Origin of the sequence: Sphingobacterium sp. PCS056 (genome assembly GCF_023273895.1) — a bacterium.
GTDB lineage: Bacteria > Bacteroidota > Bacteroidia > Sphingobacteriales > Sphingobacteriaceae > Sphingobacterium.
In genome coordinates this window covers 3,589,773-3,615,257 of record NZ_CP096883.1, presented here as the reverse complement: position 1 = coordinate 3,615,257, position 25,485 = coordinate 3,589,773, and the positions used below count along the sequence as shown (strand labels likewise).

22 protein-coding genes and 1 pseudogene are annotated in these 25,485 nt (G+C 35.9%); 7 read left to right on the top strand and 16 right to left on the bottom strand.

The window, feature by feature from the left end:
• Nucleotides 1–21: 21 nt before the first annotated feature.
• The 4 genes from MUB18_RS15065 to pdxH form a co-directional block, all read right to left on the bottom strand.
• Complete coding sequence (locus tag MUB18_RS15065; protein ID WP_248753677.1) at nt 22–747, bottom strand: polyprenol monophosphomannose synthase; 726 nt, start codon at nt 745–747, stop codon at nt 22–24.
• Between the two features lie 239 nt (nt 748–986).
• Nucleotides 987–2,183: an NADH-quinone oxidoreductase subunit D gene (locus MUB18_RS15060; RefSeq protein ID WP_094772144.1), complete on the bottom strand. Its 1,197-nt coding sequence runs from the start codon at nt 2,181–2,183 to the stop codon at nt 987–989.
• Nucleotides 2,184–2,206: 23 nt separating this feature from the next.
• Nucleotides 2,207–2,698, bottom strand: coding sequence for an NADH-quinone oxidoreductase subunit C (locus tag MUB18_RS15055; RefSeq protein WP_045752569.1), 492 nt, complete (start codon nt 2,696–2,698; stop codon nt 2,207–2,209).
• Nucleotides 2,699–2,702: 4 nt separating this feature from the next.
• Complete coding sequence (pdxH, locus tag MUB18_RS15050) at nt 2,703–3,356, bottom strand: pyridoxamine 5'-phosphate oxidase (RefSeq protein WP_045752570.1); 654 nt, start codon at nt 3,354–3,356, stop codon at nt 2,703–2,705.
• 130 nt (nt 3,357–3,486) lie between these two features.
• On the opposite strand from pdxH, the gene MUB18_RS15045 reads away from it, so the two are divergent.
• Both MUB18_RS15045 and MUB18_RS15040 read left to right on the top strand, forming a co-directional pair.
• Nucleotides 3,487–4,050, top strand: coding sequence for a YqgE/AlgH family protein (locus tag MUB18_RS15045; RefSeq protein WP_045752571.1), 564 nt, complete (start codon nt 3,487–3,489; stop codon nt 4,048–4,050).
• Between the two features lie 224 nt (nt 4,051–4,274).
• Nucleotides 4,275–4,724 (top strand): cold-shock protein, encoded by a 450-nt coding sequence (locus tag MUB18_RS15040; RefSeq protein ID WP_021188224.1) that lies wholly within the window; start codon nt 4,275–4,277, stop codon nt 4,722–4,724.
• A gap of 61 nt (nt 4,725–4,785) precedes the next feature.
• On the opposite strand, the gene MUB18_RS15035 is transcribed toward MUB18_RS15040, so the two are convergent.
• The 3 genes and pseudogenes from MUB18_RS15035 to MUB18_RS15025 all read right to left on the bottom strand — a co-directional run bounded on the left by MUB18_RS15035 (nt 4,786) and on the right by MUB18_RS15025 (nt 7,921).
• Nucleotides 4,786–6,294 (bottom strand): carbon-nitrogen hydrolase family protein, encoded by a 1,509-nt coding sequence (locus MUB18_RS15035; RefSeq protein WP_045752572.1) that lies wholly within the window; start codon nt 6,292–6,294, stop codon nt 4,786–4,788.
• A gap of 141 nt (nt 6,295–6,435) precedes the next feature.
• The gene (locus tag MUB18_RS15030; protein WP_045752573.1) at nt 6,436–6,768 is read right to left on the bottom strand and encodes a DUF3467 domain-containing protein; all 333 of its coding nucleotides are present in this window, start codon (nt 6,766–6,768) and stop codon (nt 6,436–6,438) included.
• 38 nt (nt 6,769–6,806) lie between these two features.
• Nucleotides 6,807–7,921: pseudogene (locus MUB18_RS15025) on the bottom strand (M42 family metallopeptidase).
• Between the two features lie 188 nt (nt 7,922–8,109).
• Here MUB18_RS15025 and lgt point away from each other — a divergent pair.
• Nucleotides 8,110–8,934 (top strand): prolipoprotein diacylglyceryl transferase, encoded by an 825-nt coding sequence (gene lgt / locus MUB18_RS15020; RefSeq protein WP_248753676.1) that lies wholly within the window; start codon nt 8,110–8,112, stop codon nt 8,932–8,934.
• A 393-nt stretch (nt 8,935–9,327) separates the two neighbouring features.
• Here the strand turns inward: lgt and MUB18_RS15015 are convergent, their stop codons facing one another.
• Nucleotides 9,328–12,633 (bottom strand): carboxypeptidase regulatory-like domain-containing protein, encoded by a 3,306-nt coding sequence (locus MUB18_RS15015; RefSeq protein WP_248753675.1) that lies wholly within the window; start codon nt 12,631–12,633, stop codon nt 9,328–9,330.
• Between the two features lie 324 nt (nt 12,634–12,957).
• Nucleotides 12,958–13,680, bottom strand: a complete 723-nt coding sequence (locus tag MUB18_RS15010) for a prolyl oligopeptidase family serine peptidase (protein ID WP_248753674.1) — start codon at nt 13,678–13,680, stop codon at nt 12,958–12,960.
• A gap of 108 nt (nt 13,681–13,788) precedes the next feature.
• On the opposite strand from MUB18_RS15010, the gene MUB18_RS15005 reads away from it, so the two are divergent.
• Together MUB18_RS15005 and MUB18_RS15000 are read left to right on the top strand one after the other, a co-directional pair.
• Nucleotides 13,789–15,021 carry an exonuclease SbcCD subunit D gene (locus tag MUB18_RS15005; protein WP_248753673.1) on the top strand — a complete coding sequence of 411 codons (1,233 nt, stop codon included), beginning with the start codon at nt 13,789–13,791 and terminating at the stop codon, nt 15,019–15,021.
• A gap of 4 nt (nt 15,022–15,025) precedes the next feature.
• Nucleotides 15,026–18,064, top strand: coding sequence for an AAA family ATPase (locus MUB18_RS15000; RefSeq protein WP_248753672.1), 3,039 nt, complete (start codon nt 15,026–15,028; stop codon nt 18,062–18,064).
• A gap of 75 nt (nt 18,065–18,139) precedes the next feature.
• Here MUB18_RS15000 and MUB18_RS14995 read toward each other — a convergent pair whose 3' ends face one another.
• From MUB18_RS14995 to MUB18_RS14970, 6 genes are all read right to left on the bottom strand, one after another.
• Nucleotides 18,140–18,445, bottom strand: coding sequence for a hypothetical protein (locus MUB18_RS14995; protein WP_045753069.1), 306 nt, complete (start codon nt 18,443–18,445; stop codon nt 18,140–18,142).
• 64 nt (nt 18,446–18,509) lie between these two features.
• A complete protein-coding gene (locus tag MUB18_RS14990; RefSeq protein ID WP_248753671.1) occupies nt 18,510–19,163 on the bottom strand; it encodes a DUF937 domain-containing protein in 654 nt (217 codons plus the stop codon).
• Nucleotides 19,164–19,298: 135 nt separating this feature from the next.
• The gene (locus tag MUB18_RS14985; RefSeq protein ID WP_045753071.1) at nt 19,299–20,093 is read right to left on the bottom strand and encodes a M48 family metallopeptidase; all 795 of its coding nucleotides are present in this window, start codon (nt 20,091–20,093) and stop codon (nt 19,299–19,301) included.
• A gap of 51 nt (nt 20,094–20,144) precedes the next feature.
• Nucleotides 20,145–20,789 carry a glycerol-3-phosphate 1-O-acyltransferase PlsY gene (gene plsY, locus MUB18_RS14980; protein ID WP_045753072.1) on the bottom strand — a complete coding sequence of 215 codons (645 nt, stop codon included), beginning with the start codon at nt 20,787–20,789 and terminating at the stop codon, nt 20,145–20,147.
• A gap of 16 nt (nt 20,790–20,805) precedes the next feature.
• Nucleotides 20,806–21,657, bottom strand: a complete 852-nt coding sequence (gene nadC / locus MUB18_RS14975) for a carboxylating nicotinate-nucleotide diphosphorylase (RefSeq protein WP_045753073.1) — start codon at nt 21,655–21,657, stop codon at nt 20,806–20,808.
• Nucleotides 21,658–21,727: 70 nt separating this feature from the next.
• Nucleotides 21,728–22,120, bottom strand: a complete 393-nt coding sequence (locus MUB18_RS14970; protein ID WP_248753670.1) for a DUF4783 domain-containing protein — start codon at nt 22,118–22,120, stop codon at nt 21,728–21,730.
• A gap of 269 nt (nt 22,121–22,389) precedes the next feature.
• Between MUB18_RS14970 and gpmI the strand changes: the two genes are divergently transcribed.
• Together gpmI and MUB18_RS14960 are read left to right on the top strand one after the other, a co-directional pair.
• Nucleotides 22,390–23,922, top strand: a complete 1,533-nt coding sequence (gpmI, locus tag MUB18_RS14965) for a 2,3-bisphosphoglycerate-independent phosphoglycerate mutase (RefSeq protein WP_248755933.1) — start codon at nt 22,390–22,392, stop codon at nt 23,920–23,922.
• 1 nt (nt 23,923) lies between these two features.
• The gene (locus MUB18_RS14960; protein ID WP_248753669.1) at nt 23,924–24,478 is read left to right on the top strand and encodes a hypothetical protein; all 555 of its coding nucleotides are present in this window, start codon (nt 23,924–23,926) and stop codon (nt 24,476–24,478) included.
• 92 nt (nt 24,479–24,570) lie between these two features.
• Here MUB18_RS14960 and MUB18_RS14955 read toward each other — a convergent pair whose 3' ends face one another.
• Complete coding sequence (locus tag MUB18_RS14955; RefSeq protein WP_045753075.1) at nt 24,571–25,248, bottom strand: tetratricopeptide repeat protein; 678 nt, start codon at nt 25,246–25,248, stop codon at nt 24,571–24,573.
• Nucleotides 25,249–25,485 lie beyond the last annotated feature (237 nt).

Below are 25,485 nucleotides of genomic sequence, written 5' to 3'. Positions count from 1 at the left end.
TTACGCTTCCCTTTCTTAGATTTAATTATATTTTCGCGTCCAACTTGAAATTTTCAGTTGGATAACGCCAAAAAAAGCTTCTTTAAAAATACTTGTACTCATTTTTGATGTTCCTTCGGTACGATCTGTAAAGATTATAGGAACTTCTACAACCTTGAAGCCATATTGGATTGCTGTAAATTTCATTTCAATTTGAAACGCATAACCTACAAATTTAATTTTATCCAGAGGTATCCGCTCCAAAACTCTCCTCCTAAAACAGACAAAACCAGCTGTTGCATCTTGAATATTGATCCCTGTAATAAATCGCACATATACGGAAGCAAAGTAAGACATCAACACCCTATTCATCGGCCAATTGACAACATTTACTCCTTTAATATAACGCGATCCAATACTCATATCTGATCCATCTATGCAGCTTTGTCTTAAACGTATCAGATCTTCGGGATTATGACTAAAGTCTGCGTCCATTTCAAATATAAATTCATAATGGCGTTCCAGAGCCCATCTAAACCCGTGGATATAGGCTGTACCCAATCCTAATTTCCCAATGCGTTCTTCGATAAATAATCGTCCTACAAACTCTGCCTGCAAAGATCGCACGATCTGCGCAGTTCCATCTGGCGAACAGTCATCAACGATTAAAATATGAAATGGTACAGCGAGCGAAAATACTTTACGAATTATCTTTTCGATATTTTCTTTCTCGTTGTATGTAGGTATGATAACTAAACTATCGGACACTTTAAAAACATTTTGTATGTGGTAAAGTTACTAATTATATTGGGATTTTGATTGGACTTTGATGTCAATAATAGGTGTATATCAAAAATAAAAAAGTCCACTATTTTGCAATAGCGGACTTTTATTAACCAATTATAAACTTAAATTATGAGACTACAAATATATGATAAAAGGTTTTACCAAGCAAAGAATTTGCGTTTTTCCGCCTGTTCATAACATAAAAATTACAAAGTCCCGAATTAACGATCCACCTCGCCCAGTACGATATCCATAGAACCCAATATGGCGATGAGGTCTGCTATCAGGGTTCCTTTCCCCAATTCAGGTAATACAGAAAGATTATTAAAACTGGGGCCACGTGCTTTCACTCTTTTGGGGATATCAGACTTTTCTTGAGTGACGAAGTAAAACCCTAATTCACCTTTCGGATTTTCTGCTCGTACATAATAATCTTGTGCTTTTAAATTTACTTTTTTAGGCACTAAAGCCCTAGGGTCAAACGTATCGGTGCGTGGAAAATCTTTTACTAGTCTTTCCAAACATTGTTCAATGATCTTTACTGATTCTTTTACTTCATCAACACGTATTTTATAACGGTCCCAACAATCGCCCACTGATCCCATCTCTCCTTTTCCGATTGGGATTTCAAAATCAATCTCTGGGTACGCAGAATAGGCATCGATTCTCCTGAGATCCCATTTTATTCCTGACGCTCTTAACATGGGCCCCGATACACCATAATTAATGGCAACATCGGCTGGCAATATACCAATGTTAGCTGTTCTGGATATAAAGATTTGATTTTCGGTCAATAATTGATCAAGTTCTACCAATTTTGGTTTAAAATAGGTGATAAATTCGGCACATCGCTGTTCGAAACCTACAGGTAGATCGTAAAATAAACCTCCCACCCAAATATAATTGTACAACATACGTGAACCGGATACCCATTCCAGCATATTCATGATATGTTCCCGATCTCTAAAACACCACATAAATGGTGTAAATGCACCAATATCGATACCGTATGTCCCTATTCCGATCAAATGTGAGGCGATGCGGTTAAGTTCGCAGACCAATACACGTATATATTCTACTCTTTTTGGAATTTTATCGGCGATACCCAACATTCTTTCTACTCCCATTACAAATGCATGGCTATTATTCATCGACGATAAATAGTCTAACCGATCTGTAAACGGAATACTCTTTCCATAGTTCATGGATTCGGCATGTTTATCAAAACACCGATGCAAATAACCCAAATGCGGAATAACCTCTTTTACGATTTCACCATCAGTTATCAACTGCAATCGAAGCACACCGTGCGTGGAAGGATGTTGAGGCCCCATATTTATAATCATTTCCTGAGAGCCAATACTTGCTAGATGTTGTTCATATTTTTCTAAAGCAGCAGTATATTTCGTATTCGACATATTTGTTGTTATCGAGTTCTTATTTATTTAATTTTGATTCCATGATAACTTTCAGGATCTTGATAATCTTTTCTTAAGGGGTAGCCTTCCCAATCGTCAGGAAGTAAGATACGCCGGAGATCAGGATGATTGGTAAAAAATATGCCCATCAGATCAAATGCTTCGCGTTCATGCCAATCTGCTGTTTTCCATACGGCTGACACGGATGGAACCTCTGGCAGATGTGCTTCATCTCGATCATTCTCGATTAACACCTTCAACACCAAGGTATGTAAATAAGGAATAGATGTTAGGTGATAGGTGATTAAAAATCCATTTTCATGGAGGTCAACTGCCGAGATATTGTTTAAAAAATCAAAATATAATCCTTCTTCGTCCCGTAAATAAAAGCAGATATCTTCTAAAAGATCGACTTGAACAAAAAGTGCTGGCTGAAGCCCCGTCTCCTCAATCTTTTCAATAGCATGTTGTCCGAATCTGGAAACGATTAGAGTTGAAATTTCTTGCGTATTCATGATACTAAGGTGCTAAGCGTATTATTTTCCAAGAATCAGAAACTTTTTGGAAAGCAATTCTATCGTGTAGACGACTAGAGCGACCTTGCCAAAATTCGATATATAGTGGCTTAATTAAGTAACCGCCCCAAAACTCTGGTCGAGGTACCAATTCTTGGTTTTCAAATTGCTTTTCAAGATCTGCTACTCTTCCCTCTAAAAAAGAACGATTGGGAATGGTTTCACTCTGTGGTGATGCTAAAGCACCAATGCGACTTCCTTTGGGTCTAGATTGAAAATATTCGTCCGAATCTTCTGCTGGAAGCTTTTCTATTAATCCTTCAATACGCACCTGACGCTGCAGTTCTGGCCAGAAAAATAATGCTGCCACATGTGGGTTGCCAAACATTTCTATACCTTTGCGACTATTGAAGTTTGTAAAAAAACTAAATCCATTATTTTTCAGATCTTTTAATAATACAATCCGTGATGAAGGTAAAGCAAACTCTCCCACTGTGGATAAAACCATTGCGTTGGCTTCAAGCACCTCACTATGAATAGCTTCGTTAAACCATTTTTCAAATTGCACTAAAGGATCGTTGCTAACGTCGCTTTCACTTAGATTACCCAATGCATAATCTTGTCGGATAGCGGCAATATCTTTGTGTTCGATTGCCATGACTTTAAATTTATGTATGTCACAAACATACTAAATTCACTTATTTTTATCGACTAATCTAGTATAAATTAATCAGCAAAATGACTTTGGCATTAATTTTATTGTACTATAAGTCTAATTTATAAAGAAAATGTTTAACGAACTTGATCCACAAACAGGCTGTTTACTAATATCTGAACCCTTTATGCTCGACACCGACTTCGAGCGATCGGTCATTTTGTTGTGCAATCATGATCATGAAGGAACCCTAGGGTTTATTCTCAATAAAAAAGTGGTAGGCTGTGTTGGAGACCTTGTTAAAGAAATGGCAACATGCACATTTCCGCTTCATATTGGTGGACCTGTGGCACAAAATGAATTATTTTTCATCCACTCGCGGTTTGATCTGCTATTAAGTGGTGATGAAATCCGTGAAAATATCTATTTTGGAGGAGACCCAGAATTACTATTTTCATTGATCAATGAAGGAAAAATCAAAGAGGATGAAGTGAAATTTTTCTTAGGCTATTCTGGCTGGCAGCCAGCACAATTAGACGCAGAAATTAACGTAAACAGTTGGGCTGTTCAAAATAAATTTCCAACAGCTTTAGTGTTTGAAAAGGACACGGAACTACTTTGGAAAGAGGCTGTTATCAGTCTGGGAGCTAAGTATGCTCATGTAGCAAATTTTCCACAATCACCAAGCTTAAATTAAATTGTTATTTTGTCGGATTTTTTATGAATAAAATATAATATTCACTAATTTTTAGTATATTTGTGTCATTAAGCAGAGTCCTTACGTTTTAAAACATATCAATTTTTCTTAATTCGAGATATGGCTTTCACCTTTGAATTTATTTAATGCGATGATTTTTGTTTAATTAAACTGCTAAAAATTGAGTAGTTTAATATGGTTTAATATTAATTTTAAATAAATAAATGAGTAGTTCAGAAAGTTTTAGCAAAAAAGAAAAAGAGAAAAAGAAGTTAAAAAAGAAACAAGATAAGGAACAAAAGAAAGAAGAAAGAAAGAACAATACCGATAAAGGTAAAAGTCTAGAAGAAATGTTTGTTTATGTCGATGAATATGGAAATATAACTTCAACACCTCCTGATCCAACGAAAAAAACAAAAATTAATGTAGAAGATATCGCGATATCAACTGCTAAATATGAAGCAAATCCAGAAGATTTAATCAAATCAGGTATTGTGAATTTTTACAATACTGATAAAGGTTTTGGTTTCATCCGTGATCTCAAAACTCAGGATAAAATATTTTTCCACGTTAATGGTCTAATTGACGCTGTTAAAGAGAATGATAAAGTTACTTTTGAAACAGAAAAAGGATTAAAAGGTATGAATGCCGTTAATGTTAAATTGCAAAAATAACATTGACCGTTGTATATCAAAAAAAGGGATTTAAGTAATTAAATCCCTTTTTTGTGTTTTATTATTTCAACAGCTTGACTTCATATAGGTCTTTTCGACGATCTTTCATAATTTTGACTGTACCATATTCGTGAAGGTCGCGAAGTGCATATAGATCCACATCAGCAATCAATACCATTTCGGTATTTGGAGTTGCTTCTGCCTTAATCGCATTATTTGGAAATGCAAAATCTGATGGAGTAAATACCGCTGATTGTGAATATTGAATATCCATATTATTAACACGGGGTAGATTGCCCACAGATCCCGCTATCGCAACATAACATTCATTTTCAATAGCACGAGCCTGAGCGCAAGACCTGACACGAATATAACCATTTTGTGTGTCGGTCATAAATGGGACAAATAAGATCTGCATGCCTTGATCTGCGAGGATGCGGCTGAGTTCAGGAAATTCGACATCATAACAAATCAATAAACCTACTTTTCCACAATCGGTATCAAATACTTTTACTTCATTACCTCCTGTCATTCCATAGTATTTACTTTCATTTGGAGTTATGTGTATCTTTTTAAAAGAATCCAGTTTACCGTTCCGGTGACAGAGATAAGAAATGTTATACAACTTTTTATTTTCCATAATAGGCATCGATCCAGCGATGATATTGACATTATAGGAAACTGCAAATTGTTGGATTTTATCAATAATCTCAGAAGTCTTCTCCGCTAATTTTTCCATCGCCAACCGTTCTGGTAATTCATTATAAGGACTCATTAATGGCGAATTGAAAAATTCGGGAAACATAATAAAATCTGTTCCATAATCACTTACCGTATCGACAAAGAACTCAATCTGATCATAAAACGCATCAATATTGTCAAATAAACGCATTTGCCATTGTACCAAACCTAAACGGATTGTTTGTTTGGTTGTTGATATAGAGCGTGATTCCGACTCATAATAAATATTATTCCATTCTAATAAGGTGGCAAACTCCATGGATTCGGAATCTTCTGGAAGATAATGCTTCAATATTTTTTTAACATGAAAGTCGTTGGACAATTGAAAAGTTAAGGTCGGATCAAAAATCTCTTTTCTCTTTACTTTTTCAATGTATGTCCTTGGACTCATTTTATCCGAATAGTTGTGATAATTGGGAATCCTACCTCCAGCTATAATAGATTTCAAGTTCATCTGCTCACAGAGTTCTTTTCGTGCATCATATAGACGTCTTCCTAACCTTAAAGCCCTATGATCTGGATGTACGAACACTTCTATCCCGTAGAGGGTATCTCCATCGCTGGTATGTTTGGAAAATTTTCCGTCGTCAATAATTTCGTAATAGCTGTCGTATATATTACTTTTCTTCGAGTTTAAAATAATAGAAAGTGCACAAGCGACCACATGGCCATCAATTTCTACACATAACTGCCCCTCTGGAAATAAATCGATGAGATCGACAATATTTTCTCTTGTCCAGACATCTCCCACTCCTTGGTAAGCTTCGGTCATTGACCTTCTCAAATCAACATAATCTTTCTTCGTCAAGTTCCTGACTTGAATATCCATACAATATAATTTTAGTGACTTAAATTTAAACAAAATTCAAGCCTAAAAGCACGGTTATTTGGTTTTAAAAGAAAAAGAGCTATAGCCGCTGGCTATAGCTCTTCTAAAAAGCTGATTTATTGCATTTTGTAATGCGAAAAATTACGCTTGACCTGTTGTTCCTCCAAAAGGGAACGCAACAGTTGGATCACCACCGATTACTTCTGCATCAGTAGTTTGGTTTCCAGCAGCAGCAATAGCGTCAAAGCGGATAACGTTATCTTGTAATGCACCTAACAAACGCTTAGCATGTTCAGGTGTCAAAACGATTCTAGATTTCACTTTAGCTTTCGGCACACCTGGCATTACACGTACGAAGTCAATCACAAACTCTGTGTTTGAATGTGTAATGATCGCTAGATTTGAGTAGATCCCTTCTGCTACTTCTTCTGTCAACTCGATACTCAATTCGTTTTGATTTTGATTATTTTCCATAAAATTTATTATAAGTATTTGAAATATATGTTTTTCTATTAATTACTAAAAGTTCTAAAGTCCTGTCCTGCTTCAATATTCAATAATGTCTCATAAATCAATCGGATCACATTGTCCACATCTTCTTTATGCACCATTTCTACCGTAGTATGCATGTAGCGTAAAGGTAAGGAAATCAAAGCAGATGGCACACCTCCGTTACTGTATGCAAATGCGTCGGTGTCTGTACCCGTAGATCGTGACGAAGCTTGACGTTGAAAAGGAATTGCATTTTTTTCCGCAACTTGAACCAACAATTTGTTTAGATTAATCTGTACAGCTGGTGCATACGATAATACAGGTCCACCTCCAGATGACAGATCCCCTTGCGTGATCTTGTTGATCATCGGTGTTTGCGTATCGTGTGTCACATCGGTGACGATTGCAACATTAGGTTTGATGCGTTGTGCGATCATTTCAGCGCCACGTAGACCGATTTCTTCTTGTACAGAGTTCACTATATACAAGCCAAATGGCAATTTTTTCTTATTTTCTTTGAGTAAACGCGCTACCTCTGCAATCATAAAGCCACCAGCACGGTTATCCATTGCCCGACCTACGTAGTAACGGTTATTCAGGATACTGAATTCATCTTCATAAGTAACCACGCAACCGACATGAATACCTAATGCTTCTACTTCTTCCTTGGAAATACAGCCACAATCGAGGAAGATATTTTTTAAAGTAGGTGCTTCTTCTTTCTCGCCAGAACGTGTATGGATTGCGGGCCAGCCAAATACTGCTTTTACAATCCCTTTATCGGTATGAATATTTACTTTCTTGGATGGCGCGATCTGATGATCCGAACCACCATTGCGGATGACATAAATTAATCCATCTTTTGTGATGTAGTTAACAAACCAAGAAATCTCATCAGCATGAGCTTCTATAACTACTTTATATTCAGCCTGAGGATTGATCACTCCTACAGCAGTACCATAATTGTCCGTAAATGTTTCGTCAACATATGGCTTCAAATAATCTAACCACAGGCGCTGTCCCTCCCATTCAAATCCAGTTGGTGATGGATTATTAATATATTTTTCAAAAAAGAAATCGAGTCCTTTGTTACTATTGAAATATGTTTATTTTCTTTCTTCTTCTTGTCTGCCATGCTCCAAATTTTATTTCCGACGTCAAATTATGAAAAATTATAGTAACCACAAAAGTAAAAATTGAATTTATTTAATCTGGGACGATATCACGCACTTTTCTCCGTTTTTTAGCTTTATTCCTATTAAATGATGTTATGAAAATGATTTTAAACATTATATTTACGCTTATAAAAAATTAACAGACAATATGGAGAATTTATTCAGCGTCATACATTGGAATTTAGATCCTGAAATATTTAAAATCGGCACTTTTGGTCTTCGTTACTATGCATTATGTTGGCTAGCGGCTTTTGCAGTATCGTATATGATCATGCTTAAAATATTCAGAAATGAAAATAAGAGTCAAGAATTATTGGATCAATTGAGTATTTATATCTTTCTTGGCACTTTAATTGGCGCAAGATTAGGTCATTGTCTATTTTATGAATTCGATTATTATAAAGACCATTTGTGGGAGATGGTATTGCCCTTTAAATTTGTAAACGGTCAATTTCAGATGACTGGATTTGCAGGATTGGCTAGCCATGGTGGTGCTATTGGTATATTGACCGCATTATATTTATTCTGTAGAAAAACGAAAACAAATTTTTTGTGGTTAGCAGATCGTCTGGTGGTTGTCGTACCTATTGCAGGAGCATTTATTCGTTTGGGTAACTTTTTCAATTCGGAGATTATTGGTACACCAACGGATAAACCATGGGCGGTTGTTTTTGATCATGTAGATCAAGTGCCCCGTCACCCAGGACAACTTTATGAAGCTATTGCTTACATCATCATCTTCTTTATTATTGCTTACCTATTTAAGAGCAAAAAAATGGAGAAGCCAGGTTCTCTAATGGGACTCTTCTTTGTATTGCTTTTCTCCGCCCGTCTTTATCTCGAAACGTTTAAAATAGATCAAGAAGATTTTGAGCAAGGTATGGCACTAAATATGGGACAGCTTTTAAGTATTCCTTTTATATTAGGTGGACTCTATTTTATATTTAGAAAGCCAAAAGAAGTGAAACGCTAAGCAGGAAATTTCTAAAATTTAATAACATAAAAGAGGCTATATCCAAAGTCAATTTTACTAGATTGACAACAAATAAAATTTCGACGCTTTGTTAGATTAAGCGAAAAAGGATCAAATCTCTGAGGAGTTTTGATCCTTTTTTTATGACTTCTGTAATTAAAAGCTATCTCAACAAAGAGAGAATTATAGACAATAACCTGTTTATTGGTTTAAGACTATAATCTTTGTATATTTTTAGAAAGGATACAAAGCGGATCCTAAGATGTAAAAAAAACAGGGTGTTGTTAGTAAGCTAACAACACCCTGTTTTATACATAATTTTTGGAGATCTTATTTCATAAAAAATGGGGATGCAATATATGCATACCCCTTTTTATATAGATCAATTTGTATTTAATTAAATTTGAATTTGATACCAAACTGCATATAATATGTTGATGTTATTGTTTCATTAACGCGAGTTGTTGATCTAATTACATCTCCGTTTGCACCATTTAATCTAAATGTCGGATTTATATTTCCTTGAACATCTAAAGCTGGAGTTGAACTTGTACTCGTCATGTTGGTCGGGATTAGCAATAAATTATTACTTGTTTTAAATACACCCCAATCTGAATTGAATAAATTTCCAACATTAAATACATCCCAGAAAAATTCTAATGAATTTTTACCACCACCTATTCCATTGAATAATTCTTGAGATAATCTTAGATCAAACTGATGTCTCCACGGCATAGTACCACCATTACGTTCAGCATACTGACCTTTTCTACTTTTTAAGTAATCGTCATTATCAATAAGGTCAAAAAATATGTCAGATTGTTCTTTTGCTGTATATGCTTTTCCACCATATATTGATCCTGGTGAAGCTGCAATATTTACAAATGTAATCTCAGACGCATCCTTAGGTACATAAATTAAATCATTGTTCTGTCCGTCACGGTTAAAGTCTGCAGAATAGGCATATGAAACACGTCCTGTTGAAGATCCAGAATAAAATATTGTCACAGCGGTATTCAAGTTTTTAATCCACTTATTATTATAGGAAACTGATCCCACCAAGCGATCTGGCAACACATTATCGGTATATCCTAATGTTGGAATATTTGAATTACCTATTGATTGATAAGGTAGAGACCATAAATTCGCGATTTGACTTCCTGCTCCATCACCGTAATTTTTAGCTCCACTTCTAGTATAAGCTAAAGATGCAGAGAAACCATCTTCAAATGCTTTTGCCAATTGTGCAGTTACTGACCAATAGTGTCCTCCCTTTTGGTTTGACATTTGAATAGCAGAAAATGCGCTTTTACCAGTTGAAGATGCCTGCCCTTTATCTAATTTATTGATGTATTTATCTATGTTTGCATCCCCATATATAAAGCGGTGATCTGCATATCCGGCAATATTCATTTCTTTTGGATCCGCTAAATTAACATTCCTAGCAACTACTGCATTGATATCTTTATTATAAATTGCTTCTAGAGTTCCGACCACCCCAAAAGGTAATTTATAGTCAAAAGCAAGACTAGATTTCCATGTAGACGGGAATTTCAAATTAGGATCCATAACCGAAATACTTGATGATGATATTGAAGTTGTGGGATCAGCAATAGTAGCTGGGTAATTTGCTTTAATATCTGGACTAAAATTAGGAACATCTGGCCCAGATTTTGTAATCGAAGCTTGTAGCATTCCTGAATCCCCCGATTGGGACACAATCCATACAAATGGTATACGACCAGTAAAAACTCCCGTTCCTCCTCTTAACATAAGTGATCGGTCTCCAAGAACATCATAGTTAAAACCAAATCTTGGCGAAACCATTATTTTTGTTTTTGGTAAAACACCTGTGTTTATTTTCAAACCATCAGCAAATGTTAAAGCTGAAATTAAAGGATGTTCTTTTACTTGACTTACATCTGGGTAACCTGGAAGTTCAAAGCGTAAGCCTCCAGTTAATTTTAACTTTTCATTTACAGTGTATTGATCTTGAAAGTAAAGAGACCATTGATTGAATTTAAAGCCTGGAAATGCTTGAGAACCATCAGGTGTTAATGGATAAGTTAGGGCATAATTAGTTGCTTTCGCGCCGTTCTTAAAATCATCCCATGAGTTAAACAAATAATAGCCTGCACCAAATCTTTGAAATCCATTTTTAACATTACTATTTTCAAATTGCAATCCAGCTGTAAAGTTATGGTTATCAACGGTATAATCTACATCATAATTTGCAGTCCATGTTTTTACGGATCTTAAATTTCCATATGAAAATGGTTCATAGCCAAAAGTAGTTATAACATTATCACCTTGTTTGATATCAACCAATGGAAATAAACCGCCATTTACTGAGCGAGGTTCGTCTTGGTTGACATAAGAAATCCTAGCAGATTGATTAACATTTCCAATTTTACCGGTGTATTCTAAAGTTCCAGAATATAAATTTGTTTCTTGAAAGTAATTGGAGTTTGAAAAATGTAAAGCATTACTACCTGTACGACTTATACCAGATACTCCAGAACCTGTATAGGAGTTACTGATCGTGGCTGGAGTTTTAGCTTTAACTTGATTATATCTAAAATTAATTTTATGATTATTTGCTATATTCCAGTCAATTCGTGCAAATATTTTATCATTATTACTTTTATTTGAGTATCCTTGATATGGGCCAGTCTCATAACCATATTTATCCCTCAGGTAATTCGAAACTTCGTCCATAAAAGCTTCTGTTGGTCGTGCGACATAAGAAGGAGTTGTTGCAGCTCCAAATACATTTGATGGTGAAGAGGCAATTTTAACTGGTCCTGGCTCTTCAGTCTTATTTTGTTCTAAGTTTACAAAGAAGAACAATTTATCTTTAATAATTGGTCCGCCTAAACTTACACCATATTGTTTTACTGAAAGTTGATTTACGGGAGTTAAAACATCTCCAATTCGAGTACCTTGTTGCTTGTCAGAACGACCAGTGTAAAAAGCTGATCCAAAGAACTCATTTCTACCTGATCTAGTAACTGCATTTATTGCTGCTCCAGTAAATCCAGATTGTCTGACATCATAAGGCGTTACATTTACAGAAATTTGTTCAATCGCATCAATAGATATTGGAGAGCCATCTGCAGGCACATTACTTCCAATACCAAATTGGTTATTAAAATTGGCACCATCCAGTGTAAAATTATTTGATCTAAAATTACCTCCCCCAATTGATGCACCATTAGCTTGCGGTGTCAATCTTGTCAGATCATTTACGCTACGAGTAATAGATGGTAAATTTTCAATTTGACGGCGACCAACAATTGTAGAAGCTCCATTTTTTTCACTTTTAAGTGTGTTTCGGCCTGTTACGACAACTTCATTCAAATTGGTTGTTTCATTTCCAAAAATAGGGTTTAAAACAAAAGGCTCGCCTAACTGTAAATAGACATCATCGTAAACAACCGGCTTCTGTCCAATAAAAGTAACAACGATCTTGTATGGGCCTCCAACACGCATATTGGCTAAATTAAAGCGTCCAGCTGCATTTGCTGCACTCGAATAAACCGTACCTGAAGGAACGTGAGTGGCTTTAATCGTTGCTCCAGATGTCACTTGACCTGAGGATTCTTTTACAATCCCAGTCACACTACTCGTGGTTACTTGAGCATGAATGGTACCATAACTTGCTAATACAAGCGCAAAAAAGAGTAAGGGTCTTTTCATAAAGAAAATTTTTGTTAATAGTTATGCCGCAAAAGTAAAAAGAGAATTTAACATTGGAAGCACTTAACAAAAACTTAATATACTCTTAACAAGAGTGTTTACTTGTTGAGCTCTTTGTTAAAATCATAAATAATTACGAAATCCGAAAATTTAACAAAATTTAACATATGGTTTTACAATAATTCTATTGAACGTCAATAAGTATTATTAAAATTACAAATCAATCGATTGTGATATCTTGTAATTTAGATTGAAAATAAATTTGAATATTACCCTCTTGTGTAATATTTGACATAACTCAAAACAAAAAATAGGAGTTATTGTTTAGGTGCCTTTGCGATTATGTTTAAAAAGCCAGTTGTAGATTTCGTCTTTATGGAACAAATTTTCTACACTTCCATGTGTACCTCCTGGTATAATCGTTAAGGTAACATCAGCCTCAGGATCTGCTTTTTTTATGGCATTGACGATTTTTTTTGACTCGGACATCGGTACGGCTCGATCACGATTACCATGTTGCACCCATAGGGGTACCTGACTTAGATTGTCGGCATATTTAACACTTCCTCCACCACATATGGCTACAGCTGCTGCGATACGATCAGGATACTTTCCTGCTACATCCATGGTTCCATAACCTCCCATACTCATGCCACAAACATAAACGCGATCTGCATCTGCATTATAATGCTCGATCACATAATCCACGATCTCCATGACTTTGTCAGGATCCCAGCCACCTCTAGATTGGGGAGCTATAATTATCCCCGGGACTTCTTGCCCTTTATCCATTGCATACAATACGCCATACCTTTTGACACGGTCCAAGTTGGTTCCTGAAAGGCTTCTTCCGTGTAAAAATATAAGAATAGGCTGTTTTGTAGTAGCCTCTCCTTCTGGCAGATTGAGTAAAAATGGATAAGCGGTCTGTCCTTTTATAGCTTTCAATTGAGCTTGACAATCCTGGTGCAGGATGCTAAAAAATAAGGTTAAAACAAGGTTAAAAACCAAAAAAGGATATGGATTGCGATCTTTCGTTATATGCATAAGAAACAAAAATACATTTTATTCTGAATCAGCAAAATAGATATTAATATTAATTAACTTCTTTTTTATAGAAAATTCGAGGTAATTTTAAGTTTTCACGCATAAAACATGTCGCTAAAAATTTTACATACAGCCGATTGGCATTTAGGTAAACGATTGGATTATTTCTCCAGATTTGATGAACAAAAAGCAGTATTGGAAGAAATTATTGCAATCGCAGATCAGGAGCAAGTAGACGTTATTCTTGTTGCCGGAGATCTATTTGATGCCTTTAACCCTCCTGTAGAAGCTATAGAACTGCTTTATAAAACACTTAAACGCCTGACCAATAATGGCACTAGGCCAGTTATTGCTATTGCAGGCAACCATGACTCTCCTGATCGTATAGATGCACCAGATAGTTTGGCAAGGGATTGCGGTATTTTATTTGCCGGTAGGCCCAATATGCGATTTGCCCCTTATCAGATTGAAAATGGTTTTGAGATTAGTAAAGGTGATGTCGGTTTTCTTGAAATTAAATTGTCCCATCTAGATTTTCCTCTTCGGGTTATCGTAACGGCTTTTGCCAATGAACATCGGTTAAAAGAATATCTAGGAGAAGATGAACAGTTGGGACTTAATGAAGTAATCACTCAAAAATGGCAATCTTTGGCCGACCAATATTGCGATTCCAACGGTGCCAATATCTTAGTATCACATTTATACATGAACAAAAAAGGTGGTCCTGTCCTAGAAGAACCCGAGGGAGAGAAACCTTTACGTATTGGTTTTGCTGATACTGTTTTTACAGATTGTATTCCTTCACAAATACAATATACGGCACTTGGTCATCTTCATCGCTATCAGGAAATCGGTGGACATCAAGCACCTGTTGTGTATTCAAGTAGCCCCCTATGTTATTCTTTTTCAGAAGCTGGACAAGATAAACATGTTGTTATCGTGACTGTTCAACCTCAAAAAGAAGCTACTTATAAAACCATTGCCTTACGATCTGGTAAGCAATTAATTCGTAAAAAATTTAATGCGGTATCGGATGCTATCGAGTGGTTACAAGATCATCAAGATAGTTTAGTTGAACTAACACTTGTCTCCGAAACATCGTTGACACAGGCCGAAAGAAAACGTATTGAAGACAGTCATCCCGGTATAATCTACCTCATTCCCGAAGTACATAGTCGCCGTGATGGACAACAAGAAGTCCTCGTATCCAGAAGAAGTAAGAGCATTAACGAAAATTTCGCCGATTATTACCGTCACAGAAATAATGATCAAGCGCCATCGGAAGAATTGTTAGCACTATTTAATGAAGTATTAGGAACTCAAAACGAAAAGGAGAATTAGTCATATGTTGCCACTATATCTATCGATAGAAGGACTCTACTCCTATCAGACGAAACAGGAAATAGATTTTACATCCTTGACTTCCGCCGGTCTCTTCGGTATTTTTGGAAAAGTCGGATCAGGAAAATCATCGATCCTAGAAGCCATTACTTTCGCGCTATTTGCTAATACAAATCGGCTAAACAGTAATAATAGAGCCTATAATATGATGAATTTGAATGCTAACCTGCTTAGAATCGAATTTCACTTTATCGGCAAGGAAAATAAAAAATATGCATTTGAAGCATCTTGGAGAAGAAATGGTAAACAGTTTGATAAAGTCACCACTCCTATACGAAAAGCTTATGTATTTGATGGTGAAGAAAAGATACCACTAGAGAGTACGGATGCTGAAACAATACTGGGCATCTCTTACAAAAACTTTAATCGTACTGTTATTGTTCCACAGGGACAATTCAAGGAATTTCTTGAGCTTAAGGGTGCCGAACGATCCAGTATGATGAAAGAACTTTTCAACTTGGATCACTATGACCTTTTTTATAAAGTTGCTGCTCTCAATAAAGAAACAGACTTGAAACTCCAACATCTTTCAGGGGCGGTTCAGACATTGGAAGACTATACCGAAGAAAGCATTGCGGACTTACTTACACAGTTGGAAAAAGAAGAATTGGATCTCCTTGATGTGACCAAAAAACACCAACTGTTGGAGCAACATCATCAAAAGTTATTAGAGGTTCAACAGCTTCATTTTGAAATTGCAAAAAAGAAAGCGGTTTTTGCGCAACTAAGTACAGAGCAGGTTCATATTGAAACGCTTAAAACTCAGATTCAGCTTTTTCAGAAAGTAGAGCGAATTTTCAAAAATATATTGGATAGCGTTGCTAGGGAACTTAGCGAAGAATCAAAATTGCAAGAAGATGTAAACAGTGCACAGTTACAATTAAATACTGTGCAGGGCGCATTGATCCATGCAAATAGTCGATACAAACTGGTGGAAGGTGACTTCAATCTGCTTGATCATAAAAAATTAGAAGTCGAGGATCTTAAAAATATTGTTCAAGTTCTACAATTGCAGGGTGATATTAGCAAAGATAATGATCGATTAGCTAAGGGCAAGCTTGTTCTTCATGATGTGGAACAAGAAATCCAGAAAAAACAAGTTTTCATTCAGGAAAAACAGCAGGAAATAATAAAATTAAAGGAAAAACGTATTTCAGGTAACCTACTCGTAGCAATTCATGCTTGGTATACCAAGCATGAATTGTTCATTAAAAGCCAAAGTGAGCTTCAGGTAGAATTGCTGACTAGGAAAAAAGAACTGCAAGCTATTCTATTGCAATTTGAACAGGAAGATCTAGATCCATCCAATTGGAATGAAAAATTGAATGATCAAGAAATAACGGCAAACCAACGGTTGGAGATGATACAGTCCGATGAAAATAAGGCTCAGGTCCAACAACAATTAGCGAGTTATTCTCATGCATTAACAGCAGGTGAAGCCTGTCCACTATGCGGATCTGAACACCACCCTCATATCATGCAAACTGAAGACCTGTCTTCATTATTGAATTCATTACAGTCTGAAAAATCAAATGTGATTGCTGAATTAGTTCAAATTCAAAAACAAAAACAGCGGTTTATTCAACTCGCTGCGCAGTTGTCAAATCTGCAGAAAGATGTGGATTTAAATACCGCCAAGTTGGACACTATAGCTATCGATTTGAGTGACCACCTTAAACAATTTACGTGGACCACATTTCAGCCAAATGACCGTCAGGCATTTGACCAATGGCAGTTGGAAGCGGTCACGATAGAGCAGAATTGTACAGTAGCAGAAAGCAACTTAAGCTTGTTACAAGATGAATTGAATGAATTAAAGGCTAAAAAGGAAAAGTATAATCAGGTGCTGACTAATATTGCGGTATCTAAATCGGCAATTGAGGGCCGCGCTTCGAGTCATCAGCAATTGATCAAACGGCTGAACCTACCCGATTTTCAGCTCATGCCCATTTCCGATATTGAAAATACAATTGCACAATCAGTTCAGTCTATCATCGCTACAGAGCAAGAATTCAAGAACTTATCTGATGAAATTAATCGATTAAATGTTGCGATAGCAACGCAATCTACGCATACTACGAGTCTGCAGCTACAATTAGACACGACACGTTTAAAAATTGAATCTTATCAGAAATCGATAGCTGAATTATTACAGGTACATGGTTTTGAATCTACGGAGGCGATACAGCAAATACTGCAACAGCAGTATGATCTGGAAAATGAAGAATCCCGAATTAAACAGTTTGAAGAACAATTTGCTATTGTAAAAACAGCAATACGACAACTAGAGGACAGAATAAAGCAAGAAGCAGTTGATATATCGCAACTAGATACCGTAAGTCAAGAACTACAGCTTACCAAAGATGTCAAGGACAAATTGATCGGTCAGCTGCAATCATTAAAGGATCAACTTATCATCTCGAAAAAGAAATATGCAGAAAAAATACAGTTACAAAGTGAACTGGATAAGCACATACTGCGAAGTAAGAATCTAAATATACTATCTAATCTATTTAAAGGAAATGGATTTGTAGATTATATCTCGACGCAATATTTAGAAGATTTATGTCAGATTGCCAATCAACGATTCGAACGTTTGACAAGAGGTCATCTCAAATTAATGATCAATGCAGATAATGATTTTGAAGTTATAGATCATCTTAATGGAGGTAAAACCCGATCAGTCAGAACATTATCAGGAGGTCAGTTTTTTCAGGCATCCTTGTGTTTGGCACTCGCATTAGCAGAAAGTACACGTAGTCTAAATCGAAATGAAAAGAATTTCTTTTTTATTGATGAGGGATTTGGTACGCAAGATACTGATTCTGTTAACCTCATTTTTGAAACGCTAAATGCCCTTCATAAAGAAAATAGAATTGTAGGCATCATTTCCCATGTAGATGAACTACAAGAGCGTATTCCAGCGTCAATAAAAATTGTCAAAGATGAAGAAAGAGGAAGTCTAGTGATCCATAATTTTTAAAAACTAGGTCATCTTAATTTATATACGGATTAGTGACTTGTATGAATCTAAAAATAGAGGCCTAGGCCCCTATTTTTATATTTCTTGCTTATGGGCAATTTCTAGATTAATAATAACATCTCGAATTTTCCCTTCTACAAAGGATAGATTGCCGATCACAAAGACACCTTTATTTAAACTATTCTTTTCTGCAATACCATAGACCGTATTTTCATCATCAGGATTTGAATCTCCTTCATAACGGTATACATAGTCAATCTTATAATTGGATGGATTAGCAATTAAAGGTTCTAACTCTATATTATAATCAATCACATAACCAGCCTCTTTCAATTTTTCTAAAGCAACAGTAGCAGAATCATATTTATTCCTATTATCCATAATCGTATATTTTGATCTTTACTAAAATAACAATTGGAACAGCAAAACGTTTTTTATCGTTCGCTTATTTTTTGGTGAACATACCAACGATATCATCAATGGCACTACCATCTTTATTTTTGTCAAAAAAATCAGAGATCTTATCGGTCAATCCTCCACCGGATGAAACTGTTGCTCCTTCTGCTTTTTCATCCCCTCCAAATATATTTCCTATTATACTCCCTATTCCACCTCCAGCGTTAGAATTTCCACCTAAAAACCCACCTAATAGATCTCCTAACGGATTGCTGGTACCACTTTGTGCATGATTTGCCTTTTCTTTACCTAAGTACCCCATCACGATCGGTGCCAAAGTAGCCAATACTCCTGTGATCTGCGCAGAGCTAAATCCACTTTTCGTAGCCAGATTTGAGCTTACATATTCAGCATTACTGCCAAAGATGTGCTGTACGATCTTATTGCCATCTTCTGTAGGTCCTTGTTCGATGACTTCATCGACATGATCTAAGATTGCTCCATTATGTTTGGTGTCCAACGCTTCGGCAAAACCATTTACATGATTGGCATCTCCTTTACTTTGGTTATATTTAATTGCGCCCGCAATTAGAGGAACTGCTATTGCTAAGATCCAAGTTGCTTTAGTGGAGTCAATCCCCAACTTTTTAGACAATCCTGCGGCCATTTTATTTCCAAGGCCACCTGTTATTAAATCAGTCATTCCCATAATTTTATATTTTAATATGAATCAATGAAAGTTGACAATAATTAAGCCAAGCATCAAGGTATAAGCAGCTCGAACGCCACAAAAAAAGAGGTTCGTAAACCTCTTTTTTATATTAGTACTTTTAAAGTGTTATTTTTTGTAATATTTTAATGCCTCTGGTAGCATCTTTTGAATGTCACTGATACGTCTAGCATCACTTGGGTGTGTACTTAGAAACTCTGGTGTTCCTTTTGATCCACCGGTTGCCATACGTTCCCAAAATTTGACAGCTTCACTTGGATTATAACCCGCCATGGCCATGATGACAAGCCCCATATGATCAGCTTCCGATTCATTTCCGCGAGAATACTTCAGAGAAGTCAGCTGGCCACCGATGCCATATGCACTATTAATAACACCAGCATAACTTGTTCCTGATGTTGCGACTCCAATGACATTTCCTAATGCCTGTGTTGCATATTGTCTGGACATTTGCTCCATTGAGTGACGAGCGATCGCATGCGCGATTTCGTGTCCCATCACAGTCGCAAGACCTGTTTCATTTTGTGTAACTGGAAGAATACCGGTATAAATAGCTACTTTTCCACCAGGCATACACCAAGCATTGATCTCATCACTCTGTACCAAGTTAAACTCCCAATTGAAATTAAACTGATCTGCTATCCCCTGTTGGGTCAGGTACTGATTGACTGCTATAGCCAACTTGTTGCCAACTTTTTTAACTAATGTGGCTTGACTAGTACCTGTAATTACTTTTGTTTTTGAGGAATTTAAAAATTGCTTATAAGAAGATGCCGCTTGCTCTTGAATCTGACTATCACTGACTAAACTTAATTGTTTACGCCCTGTGATCGGAACAGTAGAGCATGAAGCTAAAGTAGCTCCTATCAAGAGCATACTAGTATATTTAAAAACCTTTTTCATATGTTAATTGTTAGACATTGCATTATAAAGTAACTAATGCAATTCCTATGCCTAAATATTCTTTTTCCTTTTAAAAAGGTAAACTTTAGATTCGTGTCCTTTCAGCAAACGCTCGATGTTCTTTTGATGGGTGATTAAAATCAGCGCACAGATCGCGATACCATAGAGTAAAACTGATGGAATAGATGTTTTAAATAAGAATGCGATACTGAATGGAAAAGTGAAACCAGCCATAATCGAACTTAACGAGACATAATGTGTGGTCAATAAAATAATAATAAATATGCTCACACAAAGTAATGCGGCTGGCGCATGAATAGCGAGTATCATACCAAATAAAGTGGCAACTCCTTTCCCTCCCCTAAATCCAGCAAATACTGGAAATAAATGACCCAAGACAGCGATTACCCCTAACGCCAACTGATAGTTGACAAATTGTACATTACTGGTGCTCTGACCAGCTTCTATTAGATAAGCTAAATTCGTAGATGTAAACCCTTTAAAAATATCAACAAACATCACTACAGCACCTGCTTTGGGCCCTAAAACACGAAAAGTATTAGTTGCTCCAGCATTTCCACTACCGTATTCTCTTACGTCAACACCATAAAATGCTTGTCCAAACCATACCGCAGTAGGGATTGATCCAAATAAATAAGCTAGTAATACTGCACTTACTAAATAAATAGAAATCATTAATTATTGTTAAATCCTAAATTAATTTGGCTTTTAAACTTAAATCCAAACTTTTGACAGAATGTGTCAAAGCTCCTGCTGAAATGTAATCTACCCCTGCTGCTGCATATGCTTGAAGCGTTTCTTCTGTAATTCCACCAGAAGCCTCAGTAACAAATCTTTCGGCAATGATATCGACTGCTTTCTTTACATCCGCAGGGCTGAAATTATCCAACATGATGCGATCAACATGCCCAAAGGTAATAACTTCAGCTAGTTCATCAAAATTTCTAACTTCAATTTCGATTTCAATAGGCTTATTCAAGGTCGCTCTGTAAGCATTAGCGCTAGCTAAAGCCTGTGTTACACTTCCGCTGTAATCCACATGATTGTCTTTAATCAAAATCATATCGTACAGACCAAAACGGTGATTGGTGCCCCCTCCAATTTTGACTGCTTCTTTTTCTAACAAACGAAGTAAGGGAGTTGTTTTACGAGTATCTAATATTTTCGTTTTTGTACCTGCCAACAACTTGGCATAACGGTGAGTAGTCGTAGCTATTCCGCTCATACGCTGCATCACATTTAAGATCAAACGTTCTGCAATTAAAATACTATGGATCTTTCCTTTTAAGAATAAGGCGATATCACCTACTTGTACAGCACTTCCATCTTGGATAAGGACTTCACAAGTAAGCGTCGGGTCAATTTGCTCGATAATTTCTAAAGCAACCTCTACACCTGCTAAAATACCATCTTCCTTGACAATTAATTTGGCTTCACCAATTTTATCCTTTGGAATAGTTGAAAGTGTTGTATGATCGCCATCGCCAACATCTTCTAGTATTGCATCGTGAACAAATTTTTTAATATATTCTCTTTTTTCCATCTTGAGTTGTCACTAATAATGTAGCGAAGATGGAAATTTAAATTTTATTCAAGAAAATAATTTCGAAATATTATTTAGAGGCCTGTTTTTCAACTCTAAATTCTTCGATTGTCTGCCCACTTTTTGATAAATTGATTTTAATAAAAACTCGAAATAAATTTTTGTTACTTGAAAGCTGGTAGACGTAGTAACTATAATTGGTTTTATTTGTAATTTTCTGTAGTAATTTTACTGCACTAGGTTTATTTTTAGAGAAAAAACCTTGTAACAGCATTTCGGCCTGAAATTTTGAATAAAGACCATCTTCATTCAAAATTGACAATGTTATATTTGAAGCGAAAAATCGTGCTATATTCTTCGCATTTCCAGTTTTAAGTTCGATCAGAAGGGTATCATTTATGTCCGCCATGTTAGGTGTCATCATAAATGACTGATAACATAAAATAGCATTATTTCCTCTCATATGATTAGCAAATACGCACACGCTCATGCACATGAAAATACTAATAAAAAATATAATTCTTTTCATTAATGTAGATAATTAAACCTGATGTAGTCCAGGAACTTACTTAAATAGTTATTGCTGGTAGACTAAACTGTTGTGATTTTAGTAGATGAGTTACATAAACAATGCCAAATCTACGGAAATTTACATTGAAAAAACATTAATTTTCTAATACCGCACGTATAGCCTTGAAATATCACTTGTTTTAAATTATATTTGCTTATATCATTATGGAAAAAAAAGTAGCACTATTAATCCTAGACGGATTAGGATACGGAAAAGAAGATCAATCTGATGCTGCATTTGCAGCTCATACGCCCTATCTCGATTATTTAAAAGCAAACTATCCAAACTCAAAACTTGAAGCTTCAGGTGAAGCTGTTGGTTTGCCTGAAGGTCAGATGGGTAACTCTGAAGTAGGACATATGAACTTAGGCGCTGGCCGTGTTGTCTATCAAGAACTAGGTCGCATTCACAAAGCAGTTCGAGATGGTGTATTCAATACCGATACAACCATTCAAGATGCTTTTAAATATGCCTTGAACAATAATAAAAAAGTACATTTAATAGGATTGCTTTCAGACGGTGGCGTTCATGCGCACACGAGCCATCTGCGAGGTCTATGTGACGCGGCTAAATATGCTGGGTTACATTCAGACCAAGTCTTTATTCATGCATTTCTAGATGGTCGTGACACTGATCCAAACTCTGGAATTACTTATGTTAAAGCATTGCAAGATTTCTTACCACAATCTGTAGGTACGCTAGCATCCGCTATTGGACGTTATTATGCCATGGATCGTGACAATCGTTGGGAACGTGTGAAGTTGGCTTACGATCTAATGGTACATGGTACAGGTACGGCAACCAAAGACATCTTGGAGTCTATACAACATTCATATGATCAAGAAGTGACAGATGAATTTGTTCAACCTCTTGTATTAACCAATGCTGCTGGTCAACCTATGGCAACCATTCAGGATGGTGATGTCGTGATCTGTTACAACTTTAGAACAGATCGTGGACGTGAGATTACAGTAGCTTTAACACAGAAAGCATTTCCAGAGTATGATTTAAAGCCACTTGACCTGTACTATGTCACGATGACCGCATATGACGAGTCGTTTAAAAATGTAAAGGTTATTTTTAACAAAGACAATTTAACCAATACACTTGGTGAAGTATTGGCTGCAAATCATAAAACACAGGTACGTATTGCCGAGACAGAAAAATATCCGCACGTTACTTTCTTCTTTTCAGGAGGACGTGAACAAGAATTTGATGGTGAACGTCGTTTATTGATCCCTTCGCCAAAGGTAGCGACCTATGATTTGCAACCTGAGATGTCTGCCCAAGGCATTACTGATGCTATCGTAAAAGATATGGAAGAAGCACAACCGGACTTTATTTGTTTAAATTTTGCTAATCCAGATATGGTTGGCCATACAGGTGTGTTCGATGCCGTTGTCAAAGCCGTAGAGACTGTTGACAATTGTACAAAACAAGTCGTAGAAAAGGGATTACAATACGGTTATTCTTTTATCATTATTGCCGATCACGGTAACTCTGAGTTTATGCTCAATGCAGATGGCTCCGTCAATACTGCACATACAACGAATTTGGTTCCATGCATCTTGATTGATAAAGATTATAAAAAAGTAAAAGATGGAAAATTAGGTGATATAGCACCTACTATATTGAAATTATTGAAAGTTGAGATCCCTTTACAAATGGATGGTCAAGTATTGGTAGAAGACTAATATGAAAAATAAACATATCAACAACACACTCTTGCTATTTATAGGGAGTGTGTTGTTATTTTGGTCCTGTAGCAACGAAAAATCGGTCCAACATGCCAAAGGATCCACACTTTCTTTGGACTCATTTTTTAATGCTGAAATTGAAAAGTTAACAAAATTAGATCCCACTGTCGTCAAGACAGTAGCTAAAGATGAGGATAGTGAAACTAAATCTGTAAAGATTCCAAACTGGCACACTGAATTAAGTGGATTTATTGCCGCTGATATTACCAAAGATGCAGATCCAAATCTCTACGATTTTAAAGAAGTAGATTGCAAAACGATCTATCAAGCTAAGGATCATCGTTTAGCAATTCAGTACTTAGCTGTAGAGCATGATTTAAAAGGAAAGATTCAACAAGTTGTTATCAAACGAAAAGTTGATAATAGTTTATATTCGAGTAATGAAAAACTTATTTACGACGTAGATTCCTTATATCAGATTGAAAAAGATCAAGACATACTCATCTTGGGCAAAAGTCAATATAAGATTACTGGTCAGTTAAAATCACATTAATGAACGATCACCTCTCCTAATGGCAGGGATGTAAAATAAAAAAGCACTTTATGTTTTTTAATCATAAAGTGCTTTTTACTGTTTTGAAAATACTATTTCAAGTTATCACGGTAGATTTTAGCTTTTTTAATCTCCGTTTGAATATCTTTACGAGAAGCATCGAAAGTCAATACTTTTTCGTAATCTTTTACTGCATTATTGTAAGCGTCAGTCGCTACAGCTTTATTGTAATTAGCCACTCCCGCTGTACCTACCAAAATTCCATAGTCACGGTATGCTAATGCTCTGTTTTGGTATAATTTAACATCATTTGCGTTCAAAGCGATTGCTTTAGAATAATCTTCGATAGCAATCTTCAATAGCGACTCACGTGCTGAACTGTTCAATTTTGTTGACGTTTGAGTTGCTAAATTATTATTAGCTTTTCCTTTAAAGTAGTAACCATTTGCATTTTTACTGTCCAACGTAACAACTTTTCCAAAAGATTCTGCTGCTTTTTTGAAGTCGCCATTTTGAAATTGAGAGTAACCCAACATATATAATACATCTGGATCTTTACTCTCTGCAGGTAAAGACTTTTCTAAGTAGACAGCAGCATTTTTAAAATCACCGTCTAATAGTGCTTTTTGCCCTAAACGAACATTTGGATTGGAGTGTTCCTCTTGTTTTGCTGTCTGTGCATATGATGAAAGAGACATCAAAGCAAATGCACCAGTAAATAAGCCTAATTTAACTGATTTAAGATTCATATTTAAATAATTACGTTTCATTTTAAAGTATTTAATTCATATTCAAGCGTTTACTGTAATTTTTGAAAACCTTTTCCATTACGCTCCCACTTACAACGCTATTCCTGCATCAATATTACAATTATTATGCCTATTTACACAATATTTAAATTAAATAATCTGACATTATGGAGTACATAGACTGCCTTTTTTGCTTAATGCACTGCAATATTGAATCATTAGTTTTCAAATAATAGGTTGGCATCTTACTTGCAATAC

What these genes read in the sequence shown, in the direction of transcription:
- nadC (WP_045753073.1), bottom strand. Translation starts at nt 21,657, where the DNA reads ATGGAAAAAAGAGAATATATTAAAAAATTTGTTCACGATGCAATACTA.
- MUB18_RS15005 (WP_248753673.1), top strand. Translation starts at nt 13,789, where the DNA reads ATGTCGCTAAAAATTTTACATACAGCCGATTGGCATTTAGGTAAACGA.
- MUB18_RS15035 (WP_045752572.1), bottom strand. Translation starts at nt 6,294, where the DNA reads ATGGATATTCAAGTCAGGAACTTGACGAAGAAAGATTATGTTGATTTG.
- MUB18_RS15030 (WP_045752573.1), bottom strand. Translation starts at nt 6,768, where the DNA reads ATGGAAAATAATCAAAATCAAAACGAATTGAGTATCGAGTTGACAGAA.
- pdxH (WP_045752570.1), bottom strand. Translation starts at nt 3,356, where the DNA reads ATGGCAATCGAACACAAAGATATTGCCGCTATCCGACAAGATTATGCA.
- MUB18_RS14985 (WP_045753071.1), bottom strand. Translation starts at nt 20,093, where the DNA reads ATGAAAAAGGTTTTTAAATATACTAGTATGCTCTTGATAGGAGCTACT.
- lgt (WP_248753676.1), top strand. Translation starts at nt 8,110, where the DNA reads ATGGAGAATTTATTCAGCGTCATACATTGGAATTTAGATCCTGAAATA.
- MUB18_RS15045 (WP_045752571.1), top strand. Translation starts at nt 3,487, where the DNA reads ATGTTTAACGAACTTGATCCACAAACAGGCTGTTTACTAATATCTGAA.
- MUB18_RS15040 (WP_021188224.1), top strand. Translation starts at nt 4,275, where the DNA reads ATGAGTAGTTCAGAAAGTTTTAGCAAAAAAGAAAAAGAGAAAAAGAAG.
- plsY (WP_045753072.1), bottom strand. Translation starts at nt 20,789, where the DNA reads ATGATTTCTATTTATTTAGTAAGTGCAGTATTACTAGCTTATTTATTT.
- MUB18_RS14960 (WP_248753669.1), top strand. Translation starts at nt 23,924, where the DNA reads ATGAAAAATAAACATATCAACAACACACTCTTGCTATTTATAGGGAGT.
- MUB18_RS14955 (WP_045753075.1), bottom strand. Translation starts at nt 25,248, where the DNA reads ATGAAACGTAATTATTTAAATATGAATCTTAAATCAGTTAAATTAGGC.
- MUB18_RS15015 (WP_248753675.1), bottom strand. Translation starts at nt 12,633, where the DNA reads ATGAAAAGACCCTTACTCTTTTTTGCGCTTGTATTAGCAAGTTATGGT.
- MUB18_RS15010 (WP_248753674.1), bottom strand. Translation starts at nt 13,680, where the DNA reads ATGCATATAACGAAAGATCGCAATCCATATCCTTTTTTGGTTTTTAAC.
- MUB18_RS15055 (WP_045752569.1), bottom strand. Translation starts at nt 2,698, where the DNA reads ATGAATACGCAAGAAATTTCAACTCTAATCGTTTCCAGATTCGGACAA.
- MUB18_RS14990 (WP_248753671.1), bottom strand. Translation starts at nt 19,163, where the DNA reads ATGACTGATTTAATAACAGGTGGCCTTGGAAATAAAATGGCCGCAGGA.
- MUB18_RS15060 (WP_094772144.1), bottom strand. Translation starts at nt 2,183, where the DNA reads ATGTCGAATACGAAATATACTGCTGCTTTAGAAAAATATGAACAACAT.
- MUB18_RS14995 (WP_045753069.1), bottom strand. Translation starts at nt 18,445, where the DNA reads ATGGATAATAGGAATAAATATGATTCTGCTACTGTTGCTTTAGAAAAA.
- MUB18_RS14970 (WP_248753670.1), bottom strand. Translation starts at nt 22,120, where the DNA reads ATGAGAGGAAATAATGCTATTTTATGTTATCAGTCATTTATGATGACA.
- MUB18_RS15000 (WP_248753672.1), top strand. Translation starts at nt 15,026, where the DNA reads ATGTTGCCACTATATCTATCGATAGAAGGACTCTACTCCTATCAGACG.